General features: G+C 59.7%; 21 protein-coding genes and 1 pseudogene. 10 read left to right on the top strand and 12 right to left on the bottom strand.

Translation table 11 applies throughout. The annotated features are described in order from the left end of the window. Nucleotides 1-33: 33 nt before the first annotated feature. The 7 genes from glpE to AACX99_RS14550 form a co-directional block, all read right to left on the bottom strand. Complete coding sequence (glpE, locus tag AACX99_RS14580; protein WP_339412886.1) at nucleotides 34-363, bottom strand: thiosulfate sulfurtransferase GlpE; 330 nt, start codon at nucleotides 361-363, stop codon at nucleotides 34-36. Then, complete coding sequence (locus tag AACX99_RS14575; RefSeq protein ID WP_339412884.1) at nucleotides 360-1,181, bottom strand: symmetrical bis(5'-nucleosyl)-tetraphosphatase; 822 nt, start codon at nucleotides 1,179-1,181, stop codon at nucleotides 360-362. Before AACX99_RS14575 ends, glpE begins: the two co-directional genes overlap by 4 nt. After that, nucleotides 1,181-1,561, bottom strand: a complete 381-nt coding sequence (apaG, locus tag AACX99_RS14570) for a Co2+/Mg2+ efflux protein ApaG (RefSeq protein ID WP_339412882.1) — start codon at nucleotides 1,559-1,561, stop codon at nucleotides 1,181-1,183. Before apaG ends, AACX99_RS14575 begins: the two co-directional genes overlap by 1 nt. Before the next feature lie 41 nt (nucleotides 1,562-1,602). Further along, a complete protein-coding gene (gene rsmA / locus AACX99_RS14565; protein ID WP_339412880.1) occupies nucleotides 1,603-2,406 on the bottom strand; it encodes a 16S rRNA (adenine(1518)-N(6)/adenine(1519)-N(6))-dimethyltransferase RsmA in 804 nt (267 codons plus the stop codon). Nucleotides 2,407-2,523: 117 nt separating this feature from the next. Continuing rightward, nucleotides 2,524-3,525: a 4-hydroxythreonine-4-phosphate dehydrogenase PdxA gene (pdxA, locus tag AACX99_RS14560; protein ID WP_339412878.1), complete on the bottom strand. Its 1,002-nt coding sequence runs from the start codon at nucleotides 3,523-3,525 to the stop codon at nucleotides 2,524-2,526. Between the two features lie 166 nt (nucleotides 3,526-3,691). Continuing rightward, complete coding sequence (locus tag AACX99_RS14555) at nucleotides 3,692-4,984, bottom strand: peptidylprolyl isomerase (RefSeq protein WP_339412876.1); 1,293 nt, start codon at nucleotides 4,982-4,984, stop codon at nucleotides 3,692-3,694. After that, complete coding sequence (locus AACX99_RS14550) at nucleotides 4,965-7,733, bottom strand: LPS-assembly protein LptD (protein ID WP_339412875.1); 2,769 nt, start codon at nucleotides 7,731-7,733, stop codon at nucleotides 4,965-4,967. Before AACX99_RS14550 ends, AACX99_RS14555 begins: the two co-directional genes overlap by 20 nt. A gap of 124 nt (nucleotides 7,734-7,857) precedes the next feature. Here AACX99_RS14550 and AACX99_RS14545 point away from each other — a divergent pair, with 124 nt between their 5' ends. From AACX99_RS14545 to AACX99_RS14535, 3 genes are read left to right on the top strand one after another with little or no spacing between them, the layout of a single operon-like run. Continuing rightward, nucleotides 7,858-8,874 carry an aminoglycoside phosphotransferase family protein gene (locus AACX99_RS14545; RefSeq protein ID WP_339412874.1) on the top strand — a complete coding sequence of 339 codons (1,017 nt, stop codon included), beginning with the start codon at nucleotides 7,858-7,860 and terminating at the stop codon, nucleotides 8,872-8,874. Next, nucleotides 8,871-9,542, top strand: a complete 672-nt coding sequence (murU, locus tag AACX99_RS14540; protein ID WP_339412872.1) for an N-acetylmuramate alpha-1-phosphate uridylyltransferase MurU — start codon at nucleotides 8,871-8,873, stop codon at nucleotides 9,540-9,542. Before AACX99_RS14545 ends, murU begins: the two co-directional genes overlap by 4 nt. Before the next feature lies 1 nt (nucleotide 9,543). Next, a complete protein-coding gene (locus AACX99_RS14535) occupies nucleotides 9,544-10,305 on the top strand; it encodes a DnaJ domain-containing protein (RefSeq protein WP_339412870.1) in 762 nt (253 codons plus the stop codon). Between the two features lie 267 nt (nucleotides 10,306-10,572). Here AACX99_RS14535 and AACX99_RS14530 read toward each other — a convergent pair whose 3' ends face one another. Continuing rightward, on the bottom strand, nucleotides 10,573-11,607 hold the full coding sequence (locus tag AACX99_RS14530) for an alpha/beta hydrolase family protein (RefSeq protein ID WP_339412868.1): 1,035 nt from the start codon (nucleotides 11,605-11,607) through the stop codon (nucleotides 10,573-10,575). Between the two features lie 136 nt (nucleotides 11,608-11,743). Here AACX99_RS14530 and rpe point away from each other — a divergent pair, with 136 nt between their 5' ends. The 6 genes and pseudogenes from rpe (at nucleotide 11,744) to trpC (ending at nucleotide 17,343) form a co-directional block, all read left to right on the top strand. After that, complete coding sequence (rpe, locus tag AACX99_RS14525; RefSeq protein ID WP_339412866.1) at nucleotides 11,744-12,418, top strand: ribulose-phosphate 3-epimerase; 675 nt, start codon at nucleotides 11,744-11,746, stop codon at nucleotides 12,416-12,418. Next, nucleotides 12,415-13,280 (top strand): annotated as a pseudogene (locus tag AACX99_RS14520) (phosphoglycolate phosphatase). The gene rpe and the pseudogene AACX99_RS14520 overlap by 4 nt, the downstream one beginning before the upstream one ends. 67 nt (nucleotides 13,281-13,347) lie before the next feature. Continuing rightward, on the top strand, nucleotides 13,348-14,856 hold the full coding sequence (trpE, locus tag AACX99_RS14515; RefSeq protein ID WP_339412862.1) for an anthranilate synthase component I: 1,509 nt from the start codon (nucleotides 13,348-13,350) through the stop codon (nucleotides 14,854-14,856). Nucleotides 14,857-14,867: 11 nt separating this feature from the next. Then, nucleotides 14,868-15,461: an aminodeoxychorismate/anthranilate synthase component II gene (locus AACX99_RS14510; protein WP_339412861.1), complete on the top strand. Its 594-nt coding sequence runs from the start codon at nucleotides 14,868-14,870 to the stop codon at nucleotides 15,459-15,461. Next, nucleotides 15,461-16,510: an anthranilate phosphoribosyltransferase gene (trpD, locus tag AACX99_RS14505; RefSeq protein ID WP_339412860.1), complete on the top strand. Its 1,050-nt coding sequence runs from the start codon at nucleotides 15,461-15,463 to the stop codon at nucleotides 16,508-16,510. Before AACX99_RS14510 ends, trpD begins: the two co-directional genes overlap by 1 nt. Beyond that, entirely contained in the window at nucleotides 16,507-17,343 is an 837-nt protein-coding gene (gene trpC / locus AACX99_RS14500) for an indole-3-glycerol phosphate synthase TrpC (protein WP_339412857.1), read from the top strand. The genes trpD and trpC overlap by 4 nt, the downstream gene beginning before the upstream one ends. Nucleotides 17,344-17,475: 132 nt before the next feature. On the opposite strand, the gene crp is transcribed toward trpC, so the two are convergent. Then, nucleotides 17,476-18,120, bottom strand: a complete 645-nt coding sequence (gene crp / locus AACX99_RS14495; RefSeq protein ID WP_136664372.1) for a cAMP-activated global transcriptional regulator CRP — start codon at nucleotides 18,118-18,120, stop codon at nucleotides 17,476-17,478. A 233-nt stretch (nucleotides 18,121-18,353) separates the two neighbouring features. Between crp and AACX99_RS14490 the strand changes: the two genes are divergently transcribed. Next, nucleotides 18,354-18,779 (top strand): OsmC family protein, encoded by a 426-nt coding sequence (locus tag AACX99_RS14490; protein ID WP_339412852.1) that lies wholly within the window; start codon nucleotides 18,354-18,356, stop codon nucleotides 18,777-18,779. Between the two features lie 71 nt (nucleotides 18,780-18,850). On the opposite strand, the gene coq7 is transcribed toward AACX99_RS14490, so the two are convergent. From coq7 to AACX99_RS14475, 3 genes are all read right to left on the bottom strand, one after another. After that, complete coding sequence (coq7, locus tag AACX99_RS14485; protein WP_339412850.1) at nucleotides 18,851-19,498, bottom strand: 2-polyprenyl-3-methyl-6-methoxy-1,4-benzoquinone monooxygenase; 648 nt, start codon at nucleotides 19,496-19,498, stop codon at nucleotides 18,851-18,853. Nucleotides 19,499-19,564: 66 nt separating this feature from the next. Next, complete coding sequence (locus AACX99_RS14480) at nucleotides 19,565-20,398, bottom strand: formylglycine-generating enzyme family protein (RefSeq protein ID WP_339412848.1); 834 nt, start codon at nucleotides 20,396-20,398, stop codon at nucleotides 19,565-19,567. Then, the gene (locus AACX99_RS14475) at nucleotides 20,383-20,721 is read right to left on the bottom strand and encodes a histidine triad nucleotide-binding protein (RefSeq protein WP_339412847.1); all 339 of its coding nucleotides are present in this window, start codon (nucleotides 20,719-20,721) and stop codon (nucleotides 20,383-20,385) included. The genes AACX99_RS14480 and AACX99_RS14475 overlap by 16 nt, the downstream gene beginning before the upstream one ends. Nucleotides 20,722-20,738 lie beyond the last annotated feature (17 nt).

Genomic DNA, 20,738 nt, shown 5'->3' with positions numbered 1-20,738 from the left:
CCGCTGCTGGTGCGGCCTGGGTACTGAAAAAAATTATTCTTCTGGTGCGTGTGCAGTTTCGTCAGGGTAGGTGGCGCGCCACAGCTCAAAACCGCCATCAAGGCTGTAGACATCGCTGAAGCCCTGACCGACTAGGTAGGCCGCCGCGCTCTGACTGGAGTTGCCGTGATAGCAGGTGACGATCAACGGCGCATCGAGATCGGCCTGGGTGATAAAGGCGTGTAGTGAGTGGTTGTCGAGGTGTTGCGAACCGTTGATATGGCCGGCGGCGAAACTCTGCGGATCGCGGATGTCGACCACCACAGCACCTTGCTGGCGTAAGGTCTGGGCCTGCTCTGGGGGGATGCGTTTGAATTCGCTCATGCTTGCTCCTTACAGTCGCAGCTGTATTTCTCGCCGCTATCGATATTCATCAAAGTCATGCTTGCGCCCCATACGCAGCCGGTATCCAGGGCTACCACGTCTGGCTCTGGGGATAGCCCTTCGAGTGCTGCCCAGTGGCCAAAAATAATTCGTTGGCCGCGGGTTTTACGTTGCTTGTAGCTGAACCAGGGCGCGTAGCCCGCCGGTGCGCTGCCGACGCCTTCCTTGCTTTTCAGGTCAAGGGTGCCGTCGGCTTTGCAAAAACGCATGCGGGTGAAGTAGTTGGTGATCACCCGCAGGCGGGTTACGCCGTGCAGATCGCGGTCCCACTTGGCCGGCTCGTTGCCATACATGCCGTCGAGAAACAGCGGCATAAGTGCGTCGTCACGCATGGCTGCTTCTACTTCGGCGGCGCGTTTTAGCGCTTTGTCCATGCTCCACTGCGGCGGGATGCCGGCGTGCACCAGGGCAGTATCGCGGGTTTCATCGTAATGCAGGAGTTTCTGCCGACGTAGCCAGTCGAGCAGGTCGGCGGCATCTGGCGCTTCGATAATCTCGCGCAGGGTGTCGCCCTTTTTCAGCCGCTCGATATTGTGTGCCACGGCTAGCAGGTGCAGGTCGTGGTTACCCAGCACGCAGGTCAGCGCATGACGGATGCTGTAGAGAAAGCGCAGTGTCGCCAGGGACTCGGGGCCGCGATTGACCAGGTCACCAACCAACCACAGCTGGTCCCGTGCTGGGTTAAAGGCCACACGCTCAAGCAGGCATTGTAGGGGTTTCAGGCAACCCTGTAGATCGCCGACGGCATAGGTGGCCATCAGTGCAGCGAGCCCGGTACCGCAAGACGGAAGGGGGCGATCAGAGCGTCAAAGCGTTTGCCGTCTTCAGCGAGCATCTGATAGCTACCCTGCATGATACCGACGCGGGTGGTCATCACTGTACCGCTGCTGTAAGTGTGGCTGGCTCCGGCCTCAATTAGTGGTTGCTGGCCGACCACGCCGGCGCCGCGCACTTCCTGCACGCGGCCATCACCGTCGGTAATCACCCAGTGGCGCGAGAGCAGTTTGGCCGGCAGTTCACCGTTGTTGCTTACCGTGACGGTGTAGGCGAAGGCAAAGCGGTTCTGCTCCGGCTGCGACTGCTCCGGCAGATAGCGGGTGACGACGCTGACGTCGATCTTGTAACGCGAATCGCTCATGCGTAATTAACTCAGTGGGCAGGTACCCAGTCTAGCCGCTGTCAGTCGGCGTTGGGTTGTTCGGCCAGTTTGTCCGCCAGGCGTACAAATGCAGCCAGGTCCAGTTGTTCGGGGCGCAGGCTGCCATCCACGCCGGCCTCTTCGATGGCAGCAGCCGGCAGCAGGGCCTTGAGGGTGTTGCGCAGTGTCTTGCGGCGCTGGTTGAAGGCTTCGCGCACCACGCGTTCGAGCAGGTGATGGTCCTTGGCCGGATGCGGTAGCACCTCGTGCGGCACCAGGCGGACGATCGCCGAATCGACCTTGGGCGGCGGATTGAACGCGCCAGGGCCGACATTGAACAGATGCTCCACGCGGCAGTGGTACTGCACCATGATCGACAGGCGGCCCCAGTCACCACCACCCGGCTCGGCGGCCAGCCGCTCGACCACTTCCTTCTGCAGCATAAAGTGCATGTCGCGGATCAGCGCGGCATTGCTCAGCAGGTGGAAGATCAGCGGCGTGGAGATGTTGTACGGGAGGTTGCCGACCACACGCAGGCTATGTGGCGCGGCCTGCAACTGGTTGAAATCGAACTTGAGGGCGTCGCCCTGATTCAGGCGAAAGCGCGGGTTGCTGCCGAACTGGTGTTGCAGGATCGGCACCAGGTCGCGGTCGAGTTCAATCACGTCGAGCTGCGCGCCGCTGTCCAGCAGGCCTTCGGTGAGCGCGCCTTGGCCTGGCCCGATTTCCAGCATGTGCTCGCCTTCGCGGGCGTGGATGGCGCGCAGAATGCGGTGAATCACCCCGGCGTCATGCAGGAAATTCTGGCCGAAACGCTTGCGCGCGCGGTGTTGGTATTCGGACATGCAGCAGCTCCAGGCTTCAAGACATCGGCTTGAAGCGAATGTAACGTGTGTAGAAAGCCGGGCAGTTTAACAGCATTGGCTACGAACGCCCCGTACTGGCTGCGCTCATAACCCGGCTCAATCGGCTGATCGCTGACTGGCGGCCATTGCGTAAGCCGCCTGCAGTGCGACCTGCAGGCTGCCGCTGTCGATCTTGCCGCTACCGGCCAGGTCCAGGGCAGTGCCGTGGTCGACCGATGTGCGGATGATTGGTAAGCCCAGGGTAATGTTGACCGCCGCGCCGAATCCCTTGTACTTGAGCACTGGCAGGCCCTGATCGTGGTACATGGCCAACACTGCATCACAATGTTCGAGATGCTTGGGGGTGAACAGGGTGTCGGCCGGCAGTGGGCCGATCAGGTCGATGCCCTCGCTGCGCAGCTGCTGCAGGGTGGGTTCGATTACTTCGATTTCCTCCCGACCCAGGTGACCGCCTTCGCCTGCGTGTGGGTTGAGACCGCAGACCAGAATGCGCGGCTGGTCGATGCCGAATTTCGTGCGCAAATCAAAGTCGAGAATCCGTGTGACGCGGCTCAGGCGTTCGGGGGTGATGGCATCGGCGACATCCTTGAGCGGCAGGTGCGTGGTCGCCAGCGCCACACGCAAGCCGTGAGTGGCAAGCATCATCACGACCTGTTCGGTGCGCGTCAGTTCGGCAAGAAACTCGGTGTGCCCGGAGAAGCTGATCCCGGCTTCATTGATTACGCCCTTGTGCACGGGCGCGGTAATCATCCCGGCAAAATAACCATCGAGGCAGCCCTGGCCCGCGCGGGTCAGGGTTTGCAATACATAGTCGGCGTTGTTCGTGTCGAGTTGGCCAGGCTCTACGGGGACTGCCAGTGGTGTATCCCAGACATACAGGCTACCGGCAGGCGCGGGGTGGCTGGGCCATTGCGCGGGGCTGACGCTGATAAGTTGAGTCTGCAAGCCCAGCAATTCTGCCCGTGCAGCCAGTAATTGCTGGCTGGCGATGGCAATCAGGGCATGGGGCTGCGCCTCGCGCGCCAGCAGCAGGCACAGGTCGGGGCCTATGCCGGCGGGCTCACCAGGGGTCAGTGCGAAAAGGCGGGCATTGCTCATCGGTAGGCTCTCGCTATGCGTCAACGGGGCTTCAGTTGATCAGAGTGTGGGGCCATTATGCGTCGGGTTGACCAGTAGTCGCGAGGCATGACCGGCTACAAAAAAGCCCGGTTTTGCGTGTGCATAAACCGGGCTTGTTTGTTATCTCGCCTAGTGCGAGGGCCTATCAGAGCTTGGTCTCGACGTAGGCTTCGTCGCGGATCTGGCGCAGCCAGGCTTGCAGCTCTTCGTCATACTTACGGTTGCGCAGTACAGTCATGGCCTGCTGCTCGCGGAACTGGGCACTGCTGTCAGTGGCACGACGGCCCATGACTTCCAGCACATGCCAGCCGTAAGGACTCTTGAACGGTTTGGACAGCTCGCCAGCCGGCGTGCTGTTCATTACTTCACGGAACTCAGGCACTAGCACGTTCGGGTCGATCCAGCTCAGGGTGCCGCCGTTCAGCGCCGAGCCTGGGTCTTCGGAGAAGTTCTTCGCCAGTTCGGCGAAGTCTTCCCCGGCCAGGATGCGCTGGTGCAGACGTTCAACCAGGCGTTTGGTTTCAGCTTCGCTGCGGATTTCGCTGGGCTTGATCAGAATGTGGCGAACATTCACTTCGTCACGTACCTGGCTGTCGCCGCCGCGCTTTTCCAGCAGCTTGAGCATGATGAAGCCGCCAGGAGTACGCATCGGCTCAGTTACCTGGCCAACTGACAAGGCGCTAAGCATGGTGTCGAAAGGTGGTGGCAGCTGCGCGGCCTTACGCCAGCCCATTTCGCCGCCTTCCAGCGCGGTTTCACTGGCCGAGCGGGCAATCGCCAGCTGAGCGAAGTCAGCGCCTTGCTGCAACTGCTGATACAGGTCGCGAGCCTGGCGATCAGCGGCCTGGATGTCTTCCGGAGAAGCACCTTCAGGTACTGGAATCAGGATGTTGGCCAGACGGAACTCTTCCGAAAGCTGCATCTTGCCCATGTCTGAAGCGAGGAAATTCTGCACTTCCTGATCAGTCACCTGAATGCGCTCAGCCACGCGGCGCTGACGTACGCGGCTGATGATCATCTCGCGGCGTACTTGGTCGCGCGCATCGGTGTATGACAGGCCGTCCGCTGCCAAGGCAGCGCGGAATTGCTCGATGCTCATGCCATTGCGCTGGGCAATGGTGCCAATGGCCTGGTTCAGCTCTTCGTCGGTAATCCGAATACCCGAGCGCTCACCAATCTGCAGCTGGATGTTCTCGATGATCAGGCGTTCCAATACCTGCTGGCTGAGCACATGCTCAGGCGGTAAGGCCGCGCCGCGCTGGGCAATGGTTTGCTGTACTTCACGCAGGCGTGAATCGAGCTGGCTTTGCATGACGACATCGTTATCGACAATCGCTACGACGCGGTTGAGTGGTTGTACCTCAGCGTTTGCTGCAGTACCCAGAAACAGCGCGCCCAACAGCAGGGGGCGCACGCAATCAGAAAGCTTGATCTTCACGTTCACGATAACCTTGAATGCCTTGGTCGAGGAAAGACTCAACTGTATTGCCGATTACACCACCCAGCCCCTTGAACACGACCTGCAGGAAGATGCCGCGGTCCGCTTGATCGTTGCGCGAAGGGTTCAGGCTGACTTCGTTATAGTCAATCCAATAGCGATTGATCAGACGTAGCTTCCAGCAGCAGCTGTCGTACTCGAAGCCACCGAAGGCCTCCAGCGTGCGGTCACGACCGTAATCGTACTGCCAGCGGGAAATCACGCTCCACTGCGGCACAATTGGCCAGATAACCGAGAAGTCGTGTTGACTGATCTTGTAGTAGTCCTTGATGTATTCAGGGGAGTCGGGAGTGCCATAGTCCCCACCACCTACGACCCAGTCACCGCTTGCTTCGTCATAACGCACAGAGTCATTGCGATAGCGGTAGCCGGCATTGATTACCTTGTTCGGGTTATCTTCAGGCTGGTAATGGAACATCGCACTGCCGGAGCGGGTGCTGCCGGAGTCTGGATCCCAGTTGAAGTCCGAGGAGAAGCGCCAGTCGCGATTAAAGCGATACAGGTATTCAAGTGCATAAGGTGAGGTCGATGACGTCGAGTCACTGCGCGTGCGATAGTCGATGCCAGGCATCTGCACCTTGCGGTCTTCAAAGTAGAAGGCTTGACCAATGCTAAATCGTTGACGTTCGAAGCCATTCGGCTCTACCCAGCGGTTGGTTAAACCGAGCGATAGCTTGTTCTCATCGCCGATGCGATCCTTGCCTGAGAAGCGATTCTCACGCCACAACGAGGAGTAGCTGAAGTAGCTTTCGCTGGTGTCAAAGACTGGAATGTCGGTCTGGTCTTCTTCTGCTGTATAGAGATAGAACAACCGTGGCTCAAGGGTCTGGCGGTAATTTTTACCAAACCACTGAGTGTCGCGGTCGAAATACAGACCGCTGTCCAGGCTGAACATGCCTACGCCGCGGTTTTGGCTGCTCTTGTATTCCTGTTCGTCCAGCAACGAGTCTTTGCCTTGCTGGTCCAAACTTAAATCGTAGCTAGTCTGCAGATATTTGACCTGCGGCTTGATATAGCCCCAGCTCCAATCCAGAGGCAGGCTCACTGCAGGCTCGACATGTATGCGCTCGCCGTTGGCCCTCGCTAGGCCTTTCAGGCGCTCGTCATACCAGTCTTCCAGTAAGCCGTTTTCGTCCGAGAATTGGCCGTTGCGTAGGTCCCGATCAAAGCGCACATATTCTGTGCCATAGCTGAAGTTCAACCCTGCGGGTTTAAATGGCAGTACACCGTCCAAAGTCAGTTGCGGTAGGCGGTTATATGGCGTCACATCGGTGACATTGGCCAGTTCGTATGCGTGCGCATTCAGGCGTGCTGTGTAGCCTTCGCCACGATAGGTCAGGGTGCCGCGCTGATCCACGTAGCTGTCTGAGCCGAGGCCCTGGTCTGTAGTTAGATCTTGGAAGTAGTACGGGTCACTGATATCGGTGTAGTCGACCTCAGCCATCAGACGCGAGGTCAGGCCCGTTGTGTGTTTCCAGCTGTACATCCAGCGCTGATCTTCATATTCCGACTGCAGTTTGCGGTCGTCATTGCTGTCATCCAGGTACGCCGCGCCAAACTGGCCTTCGCTGTTCTTGGTGAGATAGCGGAATTCACCTTCCATCAGCAGACCGCGATCGCTCATGTAGGTTGGATACAACGTGGCGTCGTAATTCGGCGCCAGGTTGAAGTAATATGGCGTCTGTAGGGTCAAGCCGTTATCACCCGAGCTGCCGAGGCTTGGCGGCAGGAAGCCGGACTGGCGACGGTCATCAATCGGGAAGTAGATATAGGGTGTGTAGAACACCGGAATATTCTTCACTCGCAGAGTGACGTTAGTTGCGGTGCCGAAACCGGTGGCCGGGTTCAGGGTGATGTTGTTGCCCTTCAGGTGCCAGGCGTTGCTGCCTGGTTCGCAGCTGGTATAGGTGCCGTCTTTCAGGCGAATAATCGCGCTTTCTTCGCGCTTGGCGTAGAGCGCATTGCCGCGAATATGGCTCTTGTGCAGCACATACTCGGCGTTATCGACCTTGGCCTCACCGTTGTCCAGTTGCAGCTCTGCACGGTCACCCACCACCAGAATGCCCTGATCACGCAGGCGTACATTGCCGATCAATTCGCCGCGATTTTCCGCCTGACGCAGATTGGCTTCATCTGCTTCGACCTGCATGCCGGCCTGACGCAGGACTACATCACCAGCGAGGGTGGCAACCTGCTCTTCCTGCTCATAGCGCGAAGCTTTGGCCGATACATACATTGGCGCTTCAGACATTGGCGTTTGGTCGCCCATGCCTGGACGCGTCGGCTCTATGTACGCGCCTGCGCAGTAAGGGCCGGCTTCAGCCAGCTGAGCAGCGCTGAGATTTTCTCGCGGCACCCAGTCTAGGTGGCTGAAATCGGCGCTGCGTGACGCGAGGCCTCTGCCACGGCTTTCAGTCACCAGGGTCGCTTGCGCGGCTTTCCCCTGAGGTGCTTCGGTGCTGCCTTCACCAGCATTGCTGCTGGCGACCGAATCACGTTGCACTGGCCGTGCTGGCAGCGCAGCATTGCTGGTTTTCGGGGCGCAAGCCCAGCCGCCGGTGGCGGAAACCTGGCAATCGTACTGCTCGGCAGCGATAGCAAAAGGAACGGCTAAAGGCTGTAGTGCCAGAAGGCTGCCAGTGACCAATAGAGGAAATTTTCTACGGAACGCGGGGTATTTTACTGCCATCTTATTTTTCCGGGCTTCCTGCGCGTCATTGGCCCTGAGGCCACACGCCTCTCGATGGGCTTGAAAAGATGCTGGATAATAAAGCATGACCCGCGCAACGGCTAGCGCCGTCGGAGACCTTGTAATGCCCGATGAAGATGTACGCTTAAAACTCCTCGAAAATTGGCTGGATCAGCAGCTGCCTGGGCTTTTTGCCGAACAGGGTTGGGGCGCCGTACCGGCTGCCACGCTTACCTCTGCCAGCAGTGATGCCAGTTTTCGCCGTTATTTCCGCTGGCAAGGTGCTGGGCGCAGCCTGATCGTGATGGATGCTCCACCGCCGCAGGAAGACTGCGCGCCCTTCGTTAAAGTCGCACATTTACTCGCTAAGGCGCGCCTCAATGTGCCGCAGATTTTTGCCGCTGACCTTGAGCGGGGCTTTTTATTGCTCAATGATTTGGGCCGACAGACCTATCTGGATGTGATCAACGAAGACAATGCGGACGTACTGTTTGCAGATGCCATGCAGGCGCTGCTCGCGTATCAGCAACTGCCGATGACTACGCCATTGCCCACTTATGACGACGCACTTCTGCGCCGTGAGCTGCAGCTATTTCCCGAGTGGTATGTGCAGCGTCACCAGGGTATTGAGTTCAGCGAGCAGCAGCAGGCCATGTGGCAGCGCGCCAGTCAGGTGTTGATCGACAGTGCCCTGGCTCAGCCCAAAGTGCTGGTGCATCGTGACTATATGCCGCGCAACCTGATGCTCAGTGAGCCGAATCCGGGTGTGCTGGATTTTCAGGATGCGGTTTACGGCCCGGTGACCTATGACGTCACCTGTCTGTTCAAGGATGCCTTCCTCAGCTGGCCTGAAGCGCGCGTAGGCGGCTGGCTGGAGCGGTATTGGCAGCTGGCACGTGACGCTGGTGTGCCGGTCCAGCCGCAGCTGGATGATTTTCTGCGAGCCAGCGACTTGATGGGTGTGCAACGCCACCTCAAGGTAATTGGCATCTTCGCACGTATTTGCCATCGCGATGGCAAGCCCAAGTACCTGGGTGATGTACCGCGGTTCTTCTCTTATATAGACGCGGTACTGGCGCGTCGGCCGGAGTTGGCCGAGCTGGCTGAGCTACTCGGTAGCCTGCGGCAGGAGTCTGTATGAAGGCGATGATTCTGGCCGCCGGTAAGGGTGAGCGGCTGCGCCCGCTCACCCTGCATACACCCAAACCATTGGTGCGTGCGGCCGGCATGCCCTTGATCGAATACCACGTGCGCGCATTGGCGGCGGCCGGGTTTACCGAATTGGTGATCAATCATGCCTGGCTGGGGCAGCAGATTGAGGATTACCTGGGTGATGGCTCGCGTTTCGGCGTCAGCATTGCCTATTCGGCTGAGGGTGAGCCGCTGGAAACCGGGGGCGGGATTTTTCAGGCGCTGCCTTTGCTGGGTGATCAGCCGTTTGTGCTGATCAATGGCGATATCTTCACCGACTACCCCTTTGCCGAGCTGCGTCGTCCGCTATCCGGCCTGGCCCATCTTGTGCTGATCGAGAATCCTGGCCATCACGTCAAGGGCGACTTCTGTTTGCGCGGTGGGCAGGTCGCAGATGCACAAGCGGGGCAGGACAGCCTGACCTACAGCGGCATGTCGGTGTTATCGCCTGCGCTGTTCGCCGACTGTGAGGCTGGTGTCTTCTCGCTTGCGCCGTTGTTGCGCGCGGCGATGGCGACTGGGCAGGTGACCGGTGAGCGGTTTGACGGTTGCTGGGTGGATGTTGGCACCCATGAGCGGCTTGCTCAGGTCGAGCGTTTGCTTGAGGCGCGCGGCTAGGATGATCTGGCCTGCAACTGCGCTGGGGGCTGTGATTGGATTCGCCGTGGCCAGTATTCCGGGTGCCATACTCGGCGGCCTGCTCGGTCAGGTGCTGGACCGGCGCTTACGTATTCAGTCATGGGCGGCTTTGCGTGAGCGTCTAGGCGGTCGCGTTGAGATGCGTGATGAGTGGCTGTTATTCGTCCTTTTGGGGCGTTTGGCCAAGAGTGGTGGTCGCGTGCTGCCTGCGCATATCCAGCAGGCTCAGGCGGAAATGCAGCGATTGGGGCTGGACATCGAGGGGCAGCGTCAGGCGATAGCAGCGTTTGCTCAGGGAAAGGTCGGGCGCGACAGCTTGCGCGCCCCACTGCGCCGACAGCGTCAGCGCAGCGAAGCACTGCTGCGTGCGTGCTGGCGGATGGCCTGGGTTGATGGTCAGGTCGGCCAGGCCGAGCGTGAACTGATCATGCTCTGGGGCAAGTGGCTGCAGGTTTCGTCTGCGACTCAGGAGCAGCTGAGTGATGCCTATGCGCCACAGCAAGGGCCGTTGGTTTCGACGGCCAGCAATGCCTATCAGCGTGCCTTGAGTCTATTGAAGGTAAATGCCGATGCCGAACCTGTGCAGATCAAGCAGGCCTACCGGCGCTTGCTCAGTCGTCATCATCCGGACAAGTTGGCGGGCAGTGGCGCCACTCCAGAACGAGTGCGTGAGGCAACTGAACGTACCCGTGAGCTGCACCAGGCTTATGATCTGATTCGCCAGCGTCACGGTTTTCGCTAGCAGGCTGTTGAAAAACTACCTTGGCTTTGGCTTCCTGCGACGCTCTATCTCCTGCATCCATACAGCCGTGCGTTGCCATCGCGGCGTTAAAAACAGGCTCAAATGCTCATTTACAGCTCGTAAATCCCGCTTGATTCGCTGCGCCCACCCTACGGGTCAGTCGGTGGCTGTTACTACGCTGCGCTACGTTTCTTGTCTGCTTTTGCGGGGCCGACATCGGTATTGCGCTGGCTGCCTCGGCAGCGGTTTTCAACGGCCTGCTAGCGCCTACTTCACCTGCAATTTCAGCGTCAGCCAGCCACGAATGCGGCGGTAGAGTTGTTCCTGTTCGGCTTCGCGGTTACCTGGCAGGGCCTTCATTGCGATCTGTATATAGCTGGGGTGCTTCTGCCGTTTACTGGCTTGTGAGCGTTTAAGCGCGGCCTGCCGGTCAGCGGACAGGTCCTTGTAATAGAAATCGCCAGTGGCCAGTTGCAGTTGCGGAATCAGCTCATCCAGTGGCGGGGTATAGCCAGCAGGCAACTGTGCAGCGACCAGTAGCAGATTCTGAATGTTGGCCGGCTTGCGTTCGGCGAGGTAGCGCGCGGCCCAGTAGGCGCCGCTGCCGTGGCCGAGGAGCACAATGGTCTTGGCTTGCTGTTGCTCGGCAAAATCGATGGCTGAGCCGATGCGCGCCAATACGCGTTCGGCATGGGCTTTCTGTTGTTCTTCAGTGTTTTTCACTTTGCTCGCCGCAGTTTCGGCACTATCAAGCTGGGTATTGCTGGGTTCCGCAACGGCTTCATCTGCGGTCGGGCTGCCTTCGGCGCTTTCCTCTGCCGATGCCGTCGTGGTGTCGGCTGCCGCTTCTTCTTCCAGCTCTGGATCTGGTGGTTCAGCGCTGCGCAGTGGCGGCGCATCACTGTTGGGATCGGGAAGGGTCAAGCTGAGGCTGTGCCAGCCGCCATTGGGCAGCTTGCTGCGCAAGGGGCCGACGCTCTGTGGCCAGTCGGCAGTTTCATCGTCGCCCGGTAGGATAATCACCGCGCCGCTAGGGTCGGCGACATTGGCAGGCAGCCAGAGAGCAAGAAAACGCTCATCGCCCGCCTGCAGTTGCTGCTGTTCTTTCTGCTCCAGGCGTTGCTCCAGGGCCGTGGCTTCCACTTCGCTGCGCTCGGCTAAGGGCGCGCGGACTTCTTCCGCTGGTTCAGTTGCGGTGTCCGTCGCGGTAGGGGCTTCTTCTGTGGGCGTTTCTTCTTCCGCCTGCAGTGGGCTGATTGCTAGCAGCAGGCTCAGGGCAAGGGCGGCGGGGCGCGAAAACATTGGGCTCTCCAGCGAACATCGTGTCTTAGCAGCCTAGCCTTTTCCGCTCTGCTTTGTCAGGTGTCGCTCATGCGCGCCAGGCCTTGGATCGGGCTGGTACAATGCGCGCCTTCCGTGAATGCCACCGAGGTGCGCTATGCAACCCTTCGCCATTGCTCCGTCGATTCTTTCCGCTGATTTTGCTCGTCTGGGTGAGGAAGTGGACAAGGTGCTCGCCGCCGGCGCTGACATCGTGCACTTCGATGTAATGGACAACCACTATGTGCCGAATCTGACGATTGGCCCAATGGTCTGTGCTGCACTGCGTAAGTACGGCATCACTGCGCCGATTGACGCGCACCTGATGGTCAAACCGGTGGACCGCATCATCGGTGACTTTATCGAGGCGGGCGCCAGCTATATCACCTTCCACCCGGAAGCCAGCGAGCATATCGACCGCTCCCTGCAGCTGATCCGCGATGGCGGTTGCAAGGCTGGCCTGGTGTTCAACCCGGCGACGCCGCTGGAGGTGCTCAAACATGTCATGGACAAGGTCGACATGATCCTGCTGATGAGCGTCAACCCAGGCTTCGGCGGGCAGAAATTTATTCCCCATACCCTGGAGAAGCTCAAGCAGGCGCGCGCACTGATCGACGCATCCGGCCGTGAAATCCGTTTGGAAATCGATGGCGGGGTGAATGTGCAGAACATTCGCGAAATCGCTGCGGCGGGCGCTGACACCTTTGTCGCCGGCTCGGCGATCTTCAATCAGCCTGACTACAAAGCCGTGATCGACGCCATGCGCGCCGAACTGGCTCAGGCACGCGGGTGAGTTTGCTGCGCGAGCTGTTCCAGGGAGAGTTACCGCACCTGGTGATGTTCGACCTGGACGGCACTCTGGTGGATTCGGTACCTGATCTGGCCGCTGCCATCGATAAAACCTTGCTGCTGCTCGGCCAGCCAGCGGCCGGGATTGAGCAGGTGCGCGACTGGGTGGGGAATGGCGCGCGGGTGCTGGTGCGCCGTGCCCTGGCAGGCGGCTTGGCGCATGAGCATATAGATGAGGGTCGTGCCGAGCAGGCGTTAGAACTGTTTATGCAGCACTATGCCGAAAGCCATGCCCTGACTCAGGTCTACCCTGGCGTGCAAGCCACTCTGGATTGGCTGCGTGAGCAACAGGTCGAGCTGGCGATTGTCACCAACAAGCCCGAGCGATTTGTTGCGCCGCTGCTTGATGAAAAGGGCTTGGGCGGCTATTTCCGCTGGATTGTCGGTGGCGACACCTTGCCGCAGCAGAAACCCGACCCGGCGGCGCTGCTGCATGTGCTGAAGCTGGCCCGGGTGGACGCTGCGCAGGCGCTGTTTGTTGGCGACTCGCGCAATGACGTGCTGGCGGCCAAGGCGGCTGGCGTGCCTTGTGTGGCGCTGAGTTACGGCTACAACCATGGGCGGCCGATTGCCGAGGAGAATCCTGCGCATGTGCTGGATTGCCTGAGCGGCTTGCTGCGTTCCGCTGAACCCCCGACTTTGCCTGGGCTTGCGGGTTGATTCGGGTCCGGCCCTGCGCTAGTGTGGCCGAACTTCAATCCCGCCTGAAATAAGAGAGCTTCGTGGTGGTTACCTGCACGCGCTGGTCGGCAAGCACCGACATGAAAATCATCAAGGCCCTGGCCCGTTGGCGCTGGCGCCCCTGACTTGATCTTGGCCGCCTAGGCGGCGCGTTTGCACTCGACCGAATTACCTCAAACCACGAGGCTGATCATGACCCGCGAAGAATTCCTGCGTTTAGCCGCTGCCGGCTATAACCGCATTCCTGTTGCCTGCGAAACCCTGGTGGATTTCGATACGCCACTGTCCATCTACCTGAAGCTGGCCGATGAGGCCAATACCTACCTGCTCGAATCCGTCCAAGGCGGCGAGAAATGGGGGCGTTACTCCATCATCGGCCTACCAGCGCGCACTGTGCTGCGGGCCTATGGCCATGAGGTGTTGATTAGCGTCGACGGCGTCGAGGTCGAACGCCACCAATGCGAAGACCCGCTCGCCTTTGTCGAGCAGTTCCAGGCGCGCTACAAGGTGCCGACCCTGCCCGGTCTGCCGCGCTTCAATGGCGGCCTGGTTGGTTATTTCGGTTACGACAGCGTGCGTTATGTCGAGCCCAAACTGGCTAAGGGTGTTAACCCGGATGCCCTGGGCACCCCCGATATCTTGCTGATGGTTTCCGATGCGGTAGTGGTGTTCGACAACCTGGCGGGCAAGATGCACGCCATCGTTCTCGCCGACCCGGCCCAGACCGACGCGCTGGAACAGGGTCAGGCACGTCTGCAGGAAATCCTGCAAAAGCTGCGTCAGCCAATTACTCCGCGCCTGGGTGTAGATCTGGCTGCGCCGGCGGGTGCCGAGCCGGATTTCATCTCCAGCTTTAAACGCGATGACTACGAAAATGCGGTCAGGGCGATCAAGGAGTACATCCTTGCCGGCGACTGCATGCAGGTGGTGATCTCCCAGCGCATGTCGATCCCGTTCAAGGCCGCACCGATTGATCTGTATCGTGCGCTGCGCTGCATCAATCCGACGCCCTATATGTACTTCTTCAACTTCGGAGACTTCCACGTAGTGGGTAGCTCGCCGGAAGTGCTGGTGCGTCTGGAGGATGGCCTGGTCACGGTGCGGCCGATTGCCGGCACCCGCCCGCGCGGTGCGACCGAGGAAGCCGACCTGGCGCTGGAAGAAGATCTGCTGTCGGATGCCAAGGAAGTCGCCGAGCACCTGATGCTGATCGATCTAGGGCGCAACGATGTTGGTCGCGTCGCCAGCACTGGCAGCGTAAAGCTCACCGAGAAGATGGTGATCGAGCGCTATTCCAACGTGATGCATATCGTCTCCAACGTCACGGGTCAGTTGAAGGAAGGTCTGACGGCGATGGACGCTCTGCGCGCCATTTTGCCGGCTGGCACCTTGTCCGGGGCGCCGAAGATTCGCGCGATGGAAATTATCGACGAGCTGGAGCCGATCAAACGTGGCGTCTACGGTGGCGCCGTGGGTTATCTGGCCTGGAACGGCAACATGGACACCGCCATCGCCATCCGTACCGCGGTGATCAAGGGCGGTGAGCTGCATGTGCAAGCGGGTGCCGGCATTGTTGCCGATTCGGTGCCGGCTCTGGAATGGGAAGAAACGCTGAACAAGCGTCGCGCCATGTTCCGTGCTGTGGCGCTCGCCGAACAAACTGCCTCCGAGCAAACCGTTCCTGACCAGTCCAAGCGCTGAGGAGTCCCGCCATGCTTTTGATGATTGATAACTACGACTCCTTTACCTACAACGTGGTGCAGTACCTGGGCGAGCTGGGTGCCGATGTTCACGTGATCCGCAATGACGAACTGTCGATTGCCGAGATTGAGGCGCTGCAGCCCGAACGTATCGTGGTGTCGCCCGGCCCCTGCACGCCAACCGAGGCCGGGGTATCCATCGAGACTATTCTGCATTTTGCCGGCAAGCTGCCGATTCTCGGCGTCTGCCTCGGCCACCAGAGCATCGGTCAGGCCTTCGGTGGTGATGTGGTGCGTGCGCGCCAGGTGATGCATGGCAAGACCAGTCCGGTATTCCACAAGGACCTGGGTGTATTCGCCGGCCTGAACAACCCGCTGACCGTAACCCGCTACCATTCTTTGGTGGTCAAGCGCGAAACCCTGCCCGATTGCCTGGAAATCACCGCCTGGACTCAGCATGAGGACGGCGCGGTGGATGAAATCATGGGTCTGCGCCACAAGACCCTGCATATCGAGGGCGTACAGTTCCACCCTGAGTCGATCCTCACCGAGCAGGGCCATGAGCTGTTTGCCAACTTCCTCAAACAACAAGGAGGCCTGCGCTGATGAATATCAAGGAAGCCCTCAATCGGGTGGTCAGCCAGCTCGATCTGTCGACCGAAGAAATGCAGGACGTGATGCGCGAAATCATGACCGGCCAATGCACGGATGCGCAGATCGGCGCCTTTCTGATGGGCATGCGGATGAAGAGCGAGACCATCGACGAAATCGTCGGTGCGGTCTCGGTGATGCGTGAGCTGGCCAGCCATGTGCAGCTGCAGACCCTCGACCACGTAGTCGACGTGGTCGGCACCGGTGGCGATGGCGCGAATATCTTCAACGTGTCGACCGCGGCGAGTTTTGTCGTCGCGGCGGCGGGCGGCAAGGTAGCCAAGCACGGTAACCGCGCAGTGTCGGGCAAGAGCGGCAGTGCCGATCTGCTTGAAGCTGCCGGTATTTACCTGAGCCTGACGCCAGAACAGGTCGCGCGCTGCATCGAGAACGTCGGCGTCGGCTTTATGTTCGCTCAAGTGCATCACTCGGCGATGAAGTACGCCGCCGTGCCGCGCCGTGAGCTGGGCTTGCGTACCATCTTCAATATGCTGGGCCCGCTGACCAATCCGGCTGGGGTCAAACATCAGGTGGTCGGTGTATTCAGCCAGGCGCTGTGCCGGCCGCTGGCCGAGGTGCTCAAGCGCCTGGGCAGCCAACATATCCTGGTGGTGCATTCGCGCGATGGTCTGGATGAGTTCAGCCTCGCCGCCGCGACCCATGTGGCGGAACTGAAGGATGGGCAGATCACTGAGTACGAGGTACTGCCAGAAGACCTCGGGCTGAAGAGTCAGAGCCTGATTGGGCTGGCGGTGGAAAGCCCGGAGGCATCGCTGGCGTTGATTCGTGATGCCCTGAGCAAACGTAAGACCGAAGCCGGGCAGAAGGCCGCAGACATGATCGTGCTGAATGCCGGCGCTGCGCTGTATGCGGCGGATTTGGCTGCTAGCCTTAAAGAGGGCGTGCAGCTGGCCCATGATGCTTTGCACACTGGCCTGGCTTGGGAAAAGTTGCAGGAGTTGGTGTCCTTTACCGCCGTATTCAAAGAGGAGAATGCCGGGTGAGTATTCCAACCGTTCTGGAGAAAATCCTCGGACGTAAGGCTGAGGAAGTGGCAGCCCGCCGCGCCATTGTCAGTCTGTCTGAGGTCGAGCAACAAGCCCGCAGCGCCGACCCGGCGCGCGGCTTCGCTCAGGCACTGCTGGCCCAGGCCAAACGCAAACAGCCGGCGGTGATCGCTGAGATCAAGAAGGCTTCGCCGAGCAAGGGCGTGCTGCGCGATCACTTTGTGCCGGCCGAGATCGCCCTGAGCTATCAGGCAGGCGGTGCAACTTGCCTATCGGTGCTGACCGATATCGACTTCTTCCAGGGCGCTGATCGCTACCTGCAGGAGGCTCGTGCGGCCTGCTCGCTGCCGGTGATCCGCAAGGATTTTATGATCGATCCCTATCAGATCGTTGAAGCCCGCGCCTTGGGTGCCGATTGCGTGCTGTTGATCGTTTCGGCACTGGAGGACGGGCAGATGGCCGAGCTGGCGGCGACCGCCAAGGCCTTCGATCTCGATGTGCTGGTGGAAGTGCACGATGGCGACGAGCTGGAACGTGCGCTGAAAACCCTGGATACGCCGCTGGTGGGTATCAACAACCGCAACCTGCACACCTTTGAGCTCAGCCTGGAAACCACTCTCGACCTGCTGCCGCGAATCCCGCGTGATCGCCTGGTAGTGACCGAGAGCGGCATCCTCAACCGTGCCGATGTCGAGTTGATGGAAATCAGCGAGGTATATGCCTTTCTGGTCGGCGAAGCCTTTATGCGTGCCGACAACCCGGGGGCTGAGCTAGAGCGCCTGTTCTTCCCCGAGCGCAAGCGGGTGTTTGCTGCGCCTGATGTGGACTGAAACCGCCAGGCAATAAAGAAGCCGACGCATGCGTCGGCTTTTTTATTGCCTGCCATCCCTGGCGGCCACCCTTCGGGCCGTCGCTACGCGACGTTAAAAATGGCTCTCGGCCATTTTTTATGCCTGATGTTTTTAGCGCGTGCCGAACACCACCATGGTCTTGCCTTTGACGTTGACCAGGCCTTGTTCTTCCAGTGCTTTGAGCACGCGACCCACCATCTCGCGCGAGCAACCGACGATGCGGCCGATTTCCTGGCGAGTGATCTTGATCTGCATGCCGTCCGGGTGAGTCATGGCGTCGGGCTGCTTACACAGGTCGAGCAGAGTGCGGGCAACACGGCCAGTAACATCAAGGAAGGCCAGGTCGCCGACTTTGCGTGTGGTGTTGCGCAGGCGTTCGGCCATCTGGCTGCCCAGAGCGTAAAGAATGTCTGGGTCCTGCTGGGTCAGTTCGCGGAACTTGGCGTAGCTCAGCTCCGCCACTTCGCACTCGGTCTTGGCGCGCACCCAGGCGCTGCGTTCTTTCTCGGTGCCGTCCTTTTCGAACAGACCCATTTCCCCGAAGAAGTCGCCGGAGTTGAGGTAAGCAATGATCATTTCACGACCATCATCGTCTTCGATCAGGATAGTGACCGAGCCTTTGACGATGAAGAACAGCGTTTCGCAGCGATCGCCCGCGTAGATGATGGTGCTCTTGGCGGTGTAGCGGCGGCGGTGGCAATGCGCGAGAAGCTTGTCGAGATTTTTTATTTTAGGTGTGAGGGTAATAGCTACCATGCCTGAATCCCGAATTTATAAAGGTAAGCCGTTGTGCGGCTGAAGTTCTAATAATAGTTATCCGTACAAGTGTGCCAGTAATTCGGCATCAGCTTAACCAGGCCTCCGTGGTGAGGTCCGGTTTTGCGACCTGGCTAACACTCAGCATGGAACTTTTTACTCACTGAGCAACGGGCCGGCAAGTAAAAGTGCTGTGTTAAGCTGCCTCCCTTTTTAACAGCGGAGCCCAAGTAATGAAAGCGCGTATTCAGTGGGCCGGCGAAGCCCTGTTTATTGGGGAGTCGGGCAGTGGCCATGCGGTGGTAATGGACGGCCCGCCGGAGAGCGGTGGTCGTAACCTGGGTGTGCGCCCGATGGAGATGGTGCTGATCGGTTTGGGCGGTTGCAGTAACTTTGATGTGGTCAGCATTCTGAAAAAATCCCGTCAGGCCGTAGAAAGCTGTGAAGCCTTTCTGGAGGCCGAGCGCGCCACTGAAGAGCCCAAGGTATTTACCAAGATTCACCTGCATTTCGTGGTCAAGGGCCGCGATTTGAAGGAGGCTCAGGTCAAGCGTGCGGTTGAGCTGTCGGCCGAGAAGTACTGCTCGGCCTCGATCATGCTGGGCCGTGGTGGCGTTGAGATTACCCACGACTACGAGATTATCGAACTGGGCGCATAAGCTGCAGCCAAGCATCTCGGGTGAAATGAAAAGGGCACTTCGGTGCCTCTTTTTATGCTGCTGATTTAGCCCTACACCCGGTAGGTGGTGCTGGTCATTACCTTGGCCAGCAGGCTCATGCCGAATTTAACCGGTGTCGGGAAGCGTACGCCGCCGGCATCCAGCGCATTGCTGGCATGTTGTTCTTCGTCGACGCGCATCTGTTCGAGAATCGCGCGGGATTTCTGGTCTTCCAGCGGAATCTGCTGCAGGTGCTCATCGAGGTGTTTGACCACCTGATCTTCGGTTGCGGCGACAAAACCCAGGCTGATCTTGTCGCTGATCAGCCCGGCGGCCGCTCCGACGCCAAAGGACAATCCATAGAACAGCGGGTTGAGAATGCTCGGCTGACTGCCCAACTGGCGGATACGCTGCTCACACCAGGCCAGGTGGTCGATTTCCTCATCGGCGGCATGCTCCATGGCTTTGCGCACCTGGGGCAGCTTGGCAGTCAGGGCCTGGCCCTGATACAGCGCCTGGGCGCAAACCTCGCCGGTGTGGTTGATGCGCATCAGGCCGGCGACATGCTGAGCCTGCTCCACGTCCAGCTCGGCTTCCGGCTGCACGATGGCCGGCGATGGCCGGCTCGGTTGGCCGCTGAAGGGCAACAGGGTGCGCAGCGCGGCATCGGCTTGCAGTAATAGGCGATCAACAGGGGAAAAGTGACGTTCGCTGGCCATAGGGACCTCCGGCGATGACTACGGCGGCCAGTTTACTGCAAACACTGGCCGCCGGCTTGATCGAGATCAGGGCAACTCGCGTAGCACGCGAAAACCCAGGGCGTAATCCTTGTGCTGTGGCTGCTTCATATCGCGCTGGCTGCTGCGCAGGTAGCTCGGGCCGCTGTTCCAGGCGCCACCGCGCACCACTCGCGGGCTTTTGTCGAGCAGGCTGGCCGCCTGTTGCTCGCTGCCGTCGAAGGGGCTGGCAAAGCGTGAGGCGGTCCATTCCCATACATTGCCGGCGGTGTCATGCAGGCCGAAGGCATTGGCGGCGAACTGGCCGACGCGCTCGGTCTTGCTCTGGACCAGGCGCGAGGTGGCGCAGCCACGGCAATGCGCACGCGGTCGGGTTTCCGGGCTGTCGAGCTGCTCGCCCCACCAGTAGTAGCTGGTGCTGTCCGCGCGAGCGGCGTACTCCCATTCGGCTTCGGTGGGCAGGCGATAGCGCTGGCCGGTGACCTTCGACAGCCATTGGCTGTAGGCCACAGCCTGGTGCCAGGACACATGGATTACCGGCCGCTGCGCTGACAGTCCCCAGCCCTCGTTGTCTGGCATTGCTGTAGCGGTGGCCTCGGCGTAATGCTGCCAGTCGGCAAAGCTCACTTCGTAACGGCCGATGGCGAAGGGCTGGGCGATTTCAACCGGCGTCAGCGGGCGCTCGTTATGGTTGCCACGGCCGCTGTGATCACCCAGCAAATAGCGTCCGGCCGGCAGCACAACCAACTGCGGCCCTTGCTGGCCTTTGGGCAAGGAGTCGCTGAATACGCTGCCAGGCGTATGGGCTTGCGCGGGACTGGTAATCAGCAGGGCGAGCAAAGTCAGTGCGCCGAGTAATGCACGATTCAACCGGGTGGCCATGCCATCTGCCGCTGACCCAGTACGTGCATATGGATGTGGTGCACCGTCTGGCCGCCCAGGTCATTACAGTTCATCACCACGCGAAAGCCCTCCTCGCAGCCTTGCTCCTTAGCCAGACGCTGTGCGGTGAAGAGGATATGCCCAGCCAGCGGCGTGTCGGCAGCGCTCAGATCATTGAGGGTGCTGATGTGTTTTTTCGGGATAACCAGAAAGTGCACAGGTGCCTGCGGGCCGATATCGTGAAAGGCAATCACCTGGTCATCTTCATAAAGCTTGCGCGCCGGTATCTCACCAGCGACGATCTTGCAAAATAGACAGTCCATGGACAGTCTCCCGGCCG

The organism is Pseudomonas sp. EA_35y_Pfl2_R5, assembly GCF_963970805.1.
Taxonomy (GTDB): domain Bacteria; phylum Pseudomonadota; class Gammaproteobacteria; order Pseudomonadales; family Pseudomonadaceae; genus Aquipseudomonas.
The sequence above is the reverse complement of the archived record's forward strand: the minus strand, read 5'-3'. Positions and strand labels throughout refer to the sequence as shown.

Bases quoted from the DNA above. Each gene is read 5' to 3' on its own strand.
- glpE (WP_339412886.1), bottom strand. From the start codon at position 363: ATGAGCGAATTCAAACGCATCCCCCCAGAGCAGGCCCAGACCTTACGC.
- AACX99_RS14575 (WP_339412884.1), bottom strand. From the start codon at position 1,181: ATGGCCACCTATGCCGTCGGCGATCTACAGGGTTGCCTGAAACCCCTA.
- apaG (WP_339412882.1), bottom strand. From the start codon at position 1,561: ATGAGCGATTCGCGTTACAAGATCGACGTCAGCGTCGTCACCCGCTAT.
- rsmA (WP_339412880.1), bottom strand. From the start codon at position 2,406: ATGTCCGAATACCAACACCGCGCGCGCAAGCGTTTCGGCCAGAATTTC.
- pdxA (WP_339412878.1), bottom strand. From the start codon at position 3,525: ATGAGCAATGCCCGCCTTTTCGCACTGACCCCTGGTGAGCCCGCCGGC.
- AACX99_RS14550 (WP_339412875.1), bottom strand. From the start codon at position 7,733: ATGGCAGTAAAATACCCCGCGTTCCGTAGAAAATTTCCTCTATTGGTC.
- AACX99_RS14545 (WP_339412874.1), top strand. From the start codon at position 7,858: ATGCCCGATGAAGATGTACGCTTAAAACTCCTCGAAAATTGGCTGGAT.
- murU (WP_339412872.1), top strand. From the start codon at position 8,871: ATGAAGGCGATGATTCTGGCCGCCGGTAAGGGTGAGCGGCTGCGCCCG.
- AACX99_RS14535 (WP_339412870.1), top strand. From the start codon at position 9,544: ATGATCTGGCCTGCAACTGCGCTGGGGGCTGTGATTGGATTCGCCGTG.
- AACX99_RS14530 (WP_339412868.1), bottom strand. From the start codon at position 11,607: ATGTTTTCGCGCCCCGCCGCCCTTGCCCTGAGCCTGCTGCTAGCAATC.
- rpe (WP_339412866.1), top strand. From the start codon at position 11,744: ATGCAACCCTTCGCCATTGCTCCGTCGATTCTTTCCGCTGATTTTGCT.
- trpE (WP_339412862.1), top strand. From the start codon at position 13,348: ATGACCCGCGAAGAATTCCTGCGTTTAGCCGCTGCCGGCTATAACCGC.
- AACX99_RS14510 (WP_339412861.1), top strand. From the start codon at position 14,868: ATGCTTTTGATGATTGATAACTACGACTCCTTTACCTACAACGTGGTG.
- trpD (WP_339412860.1), top strand. From the start codon at position 15,461: ATGAATATCAAGGAAGCCCTCAATCGGGTGGTCAGCCAGCTCGATCTG.
- crp (WP_136664372.1), bottom strand. From the start codon at position 18,120: ATGGTAGCTATTACCCTCACACCTAAAATAAAAAATCTCGACAAGCTT.
- AACX99_RS14490 (WP_339412852.1), top strand. From the start codon at position 18,354: ATGAAAGCGCGTATTCAGTGGGCCGGCGAAGCCCTGTTTATTGGGGAG.
- coq7 (WP_339412850.1), bottom strand. From the start codon at position 19,498: ATGGCCAGCGAACGTCACTTTTCCCCTGTTGATCGCCTATTACTGCAA.
- AACX99_RS14480 (WP_339412848.1), bottom strand. From the start codon at position 20,398: ATGGCCACCCGGTTGAATCGTGCATTACTCGGCGCACTGACTTTGCTC.
- AACX99_RS14475 (WP_339412847.1), bottom strand. From the start codon at position 20,721: ATGGACTGTCTATTTTGCAAGATCGTCGCTGGTGAGATACCGGCGCGC.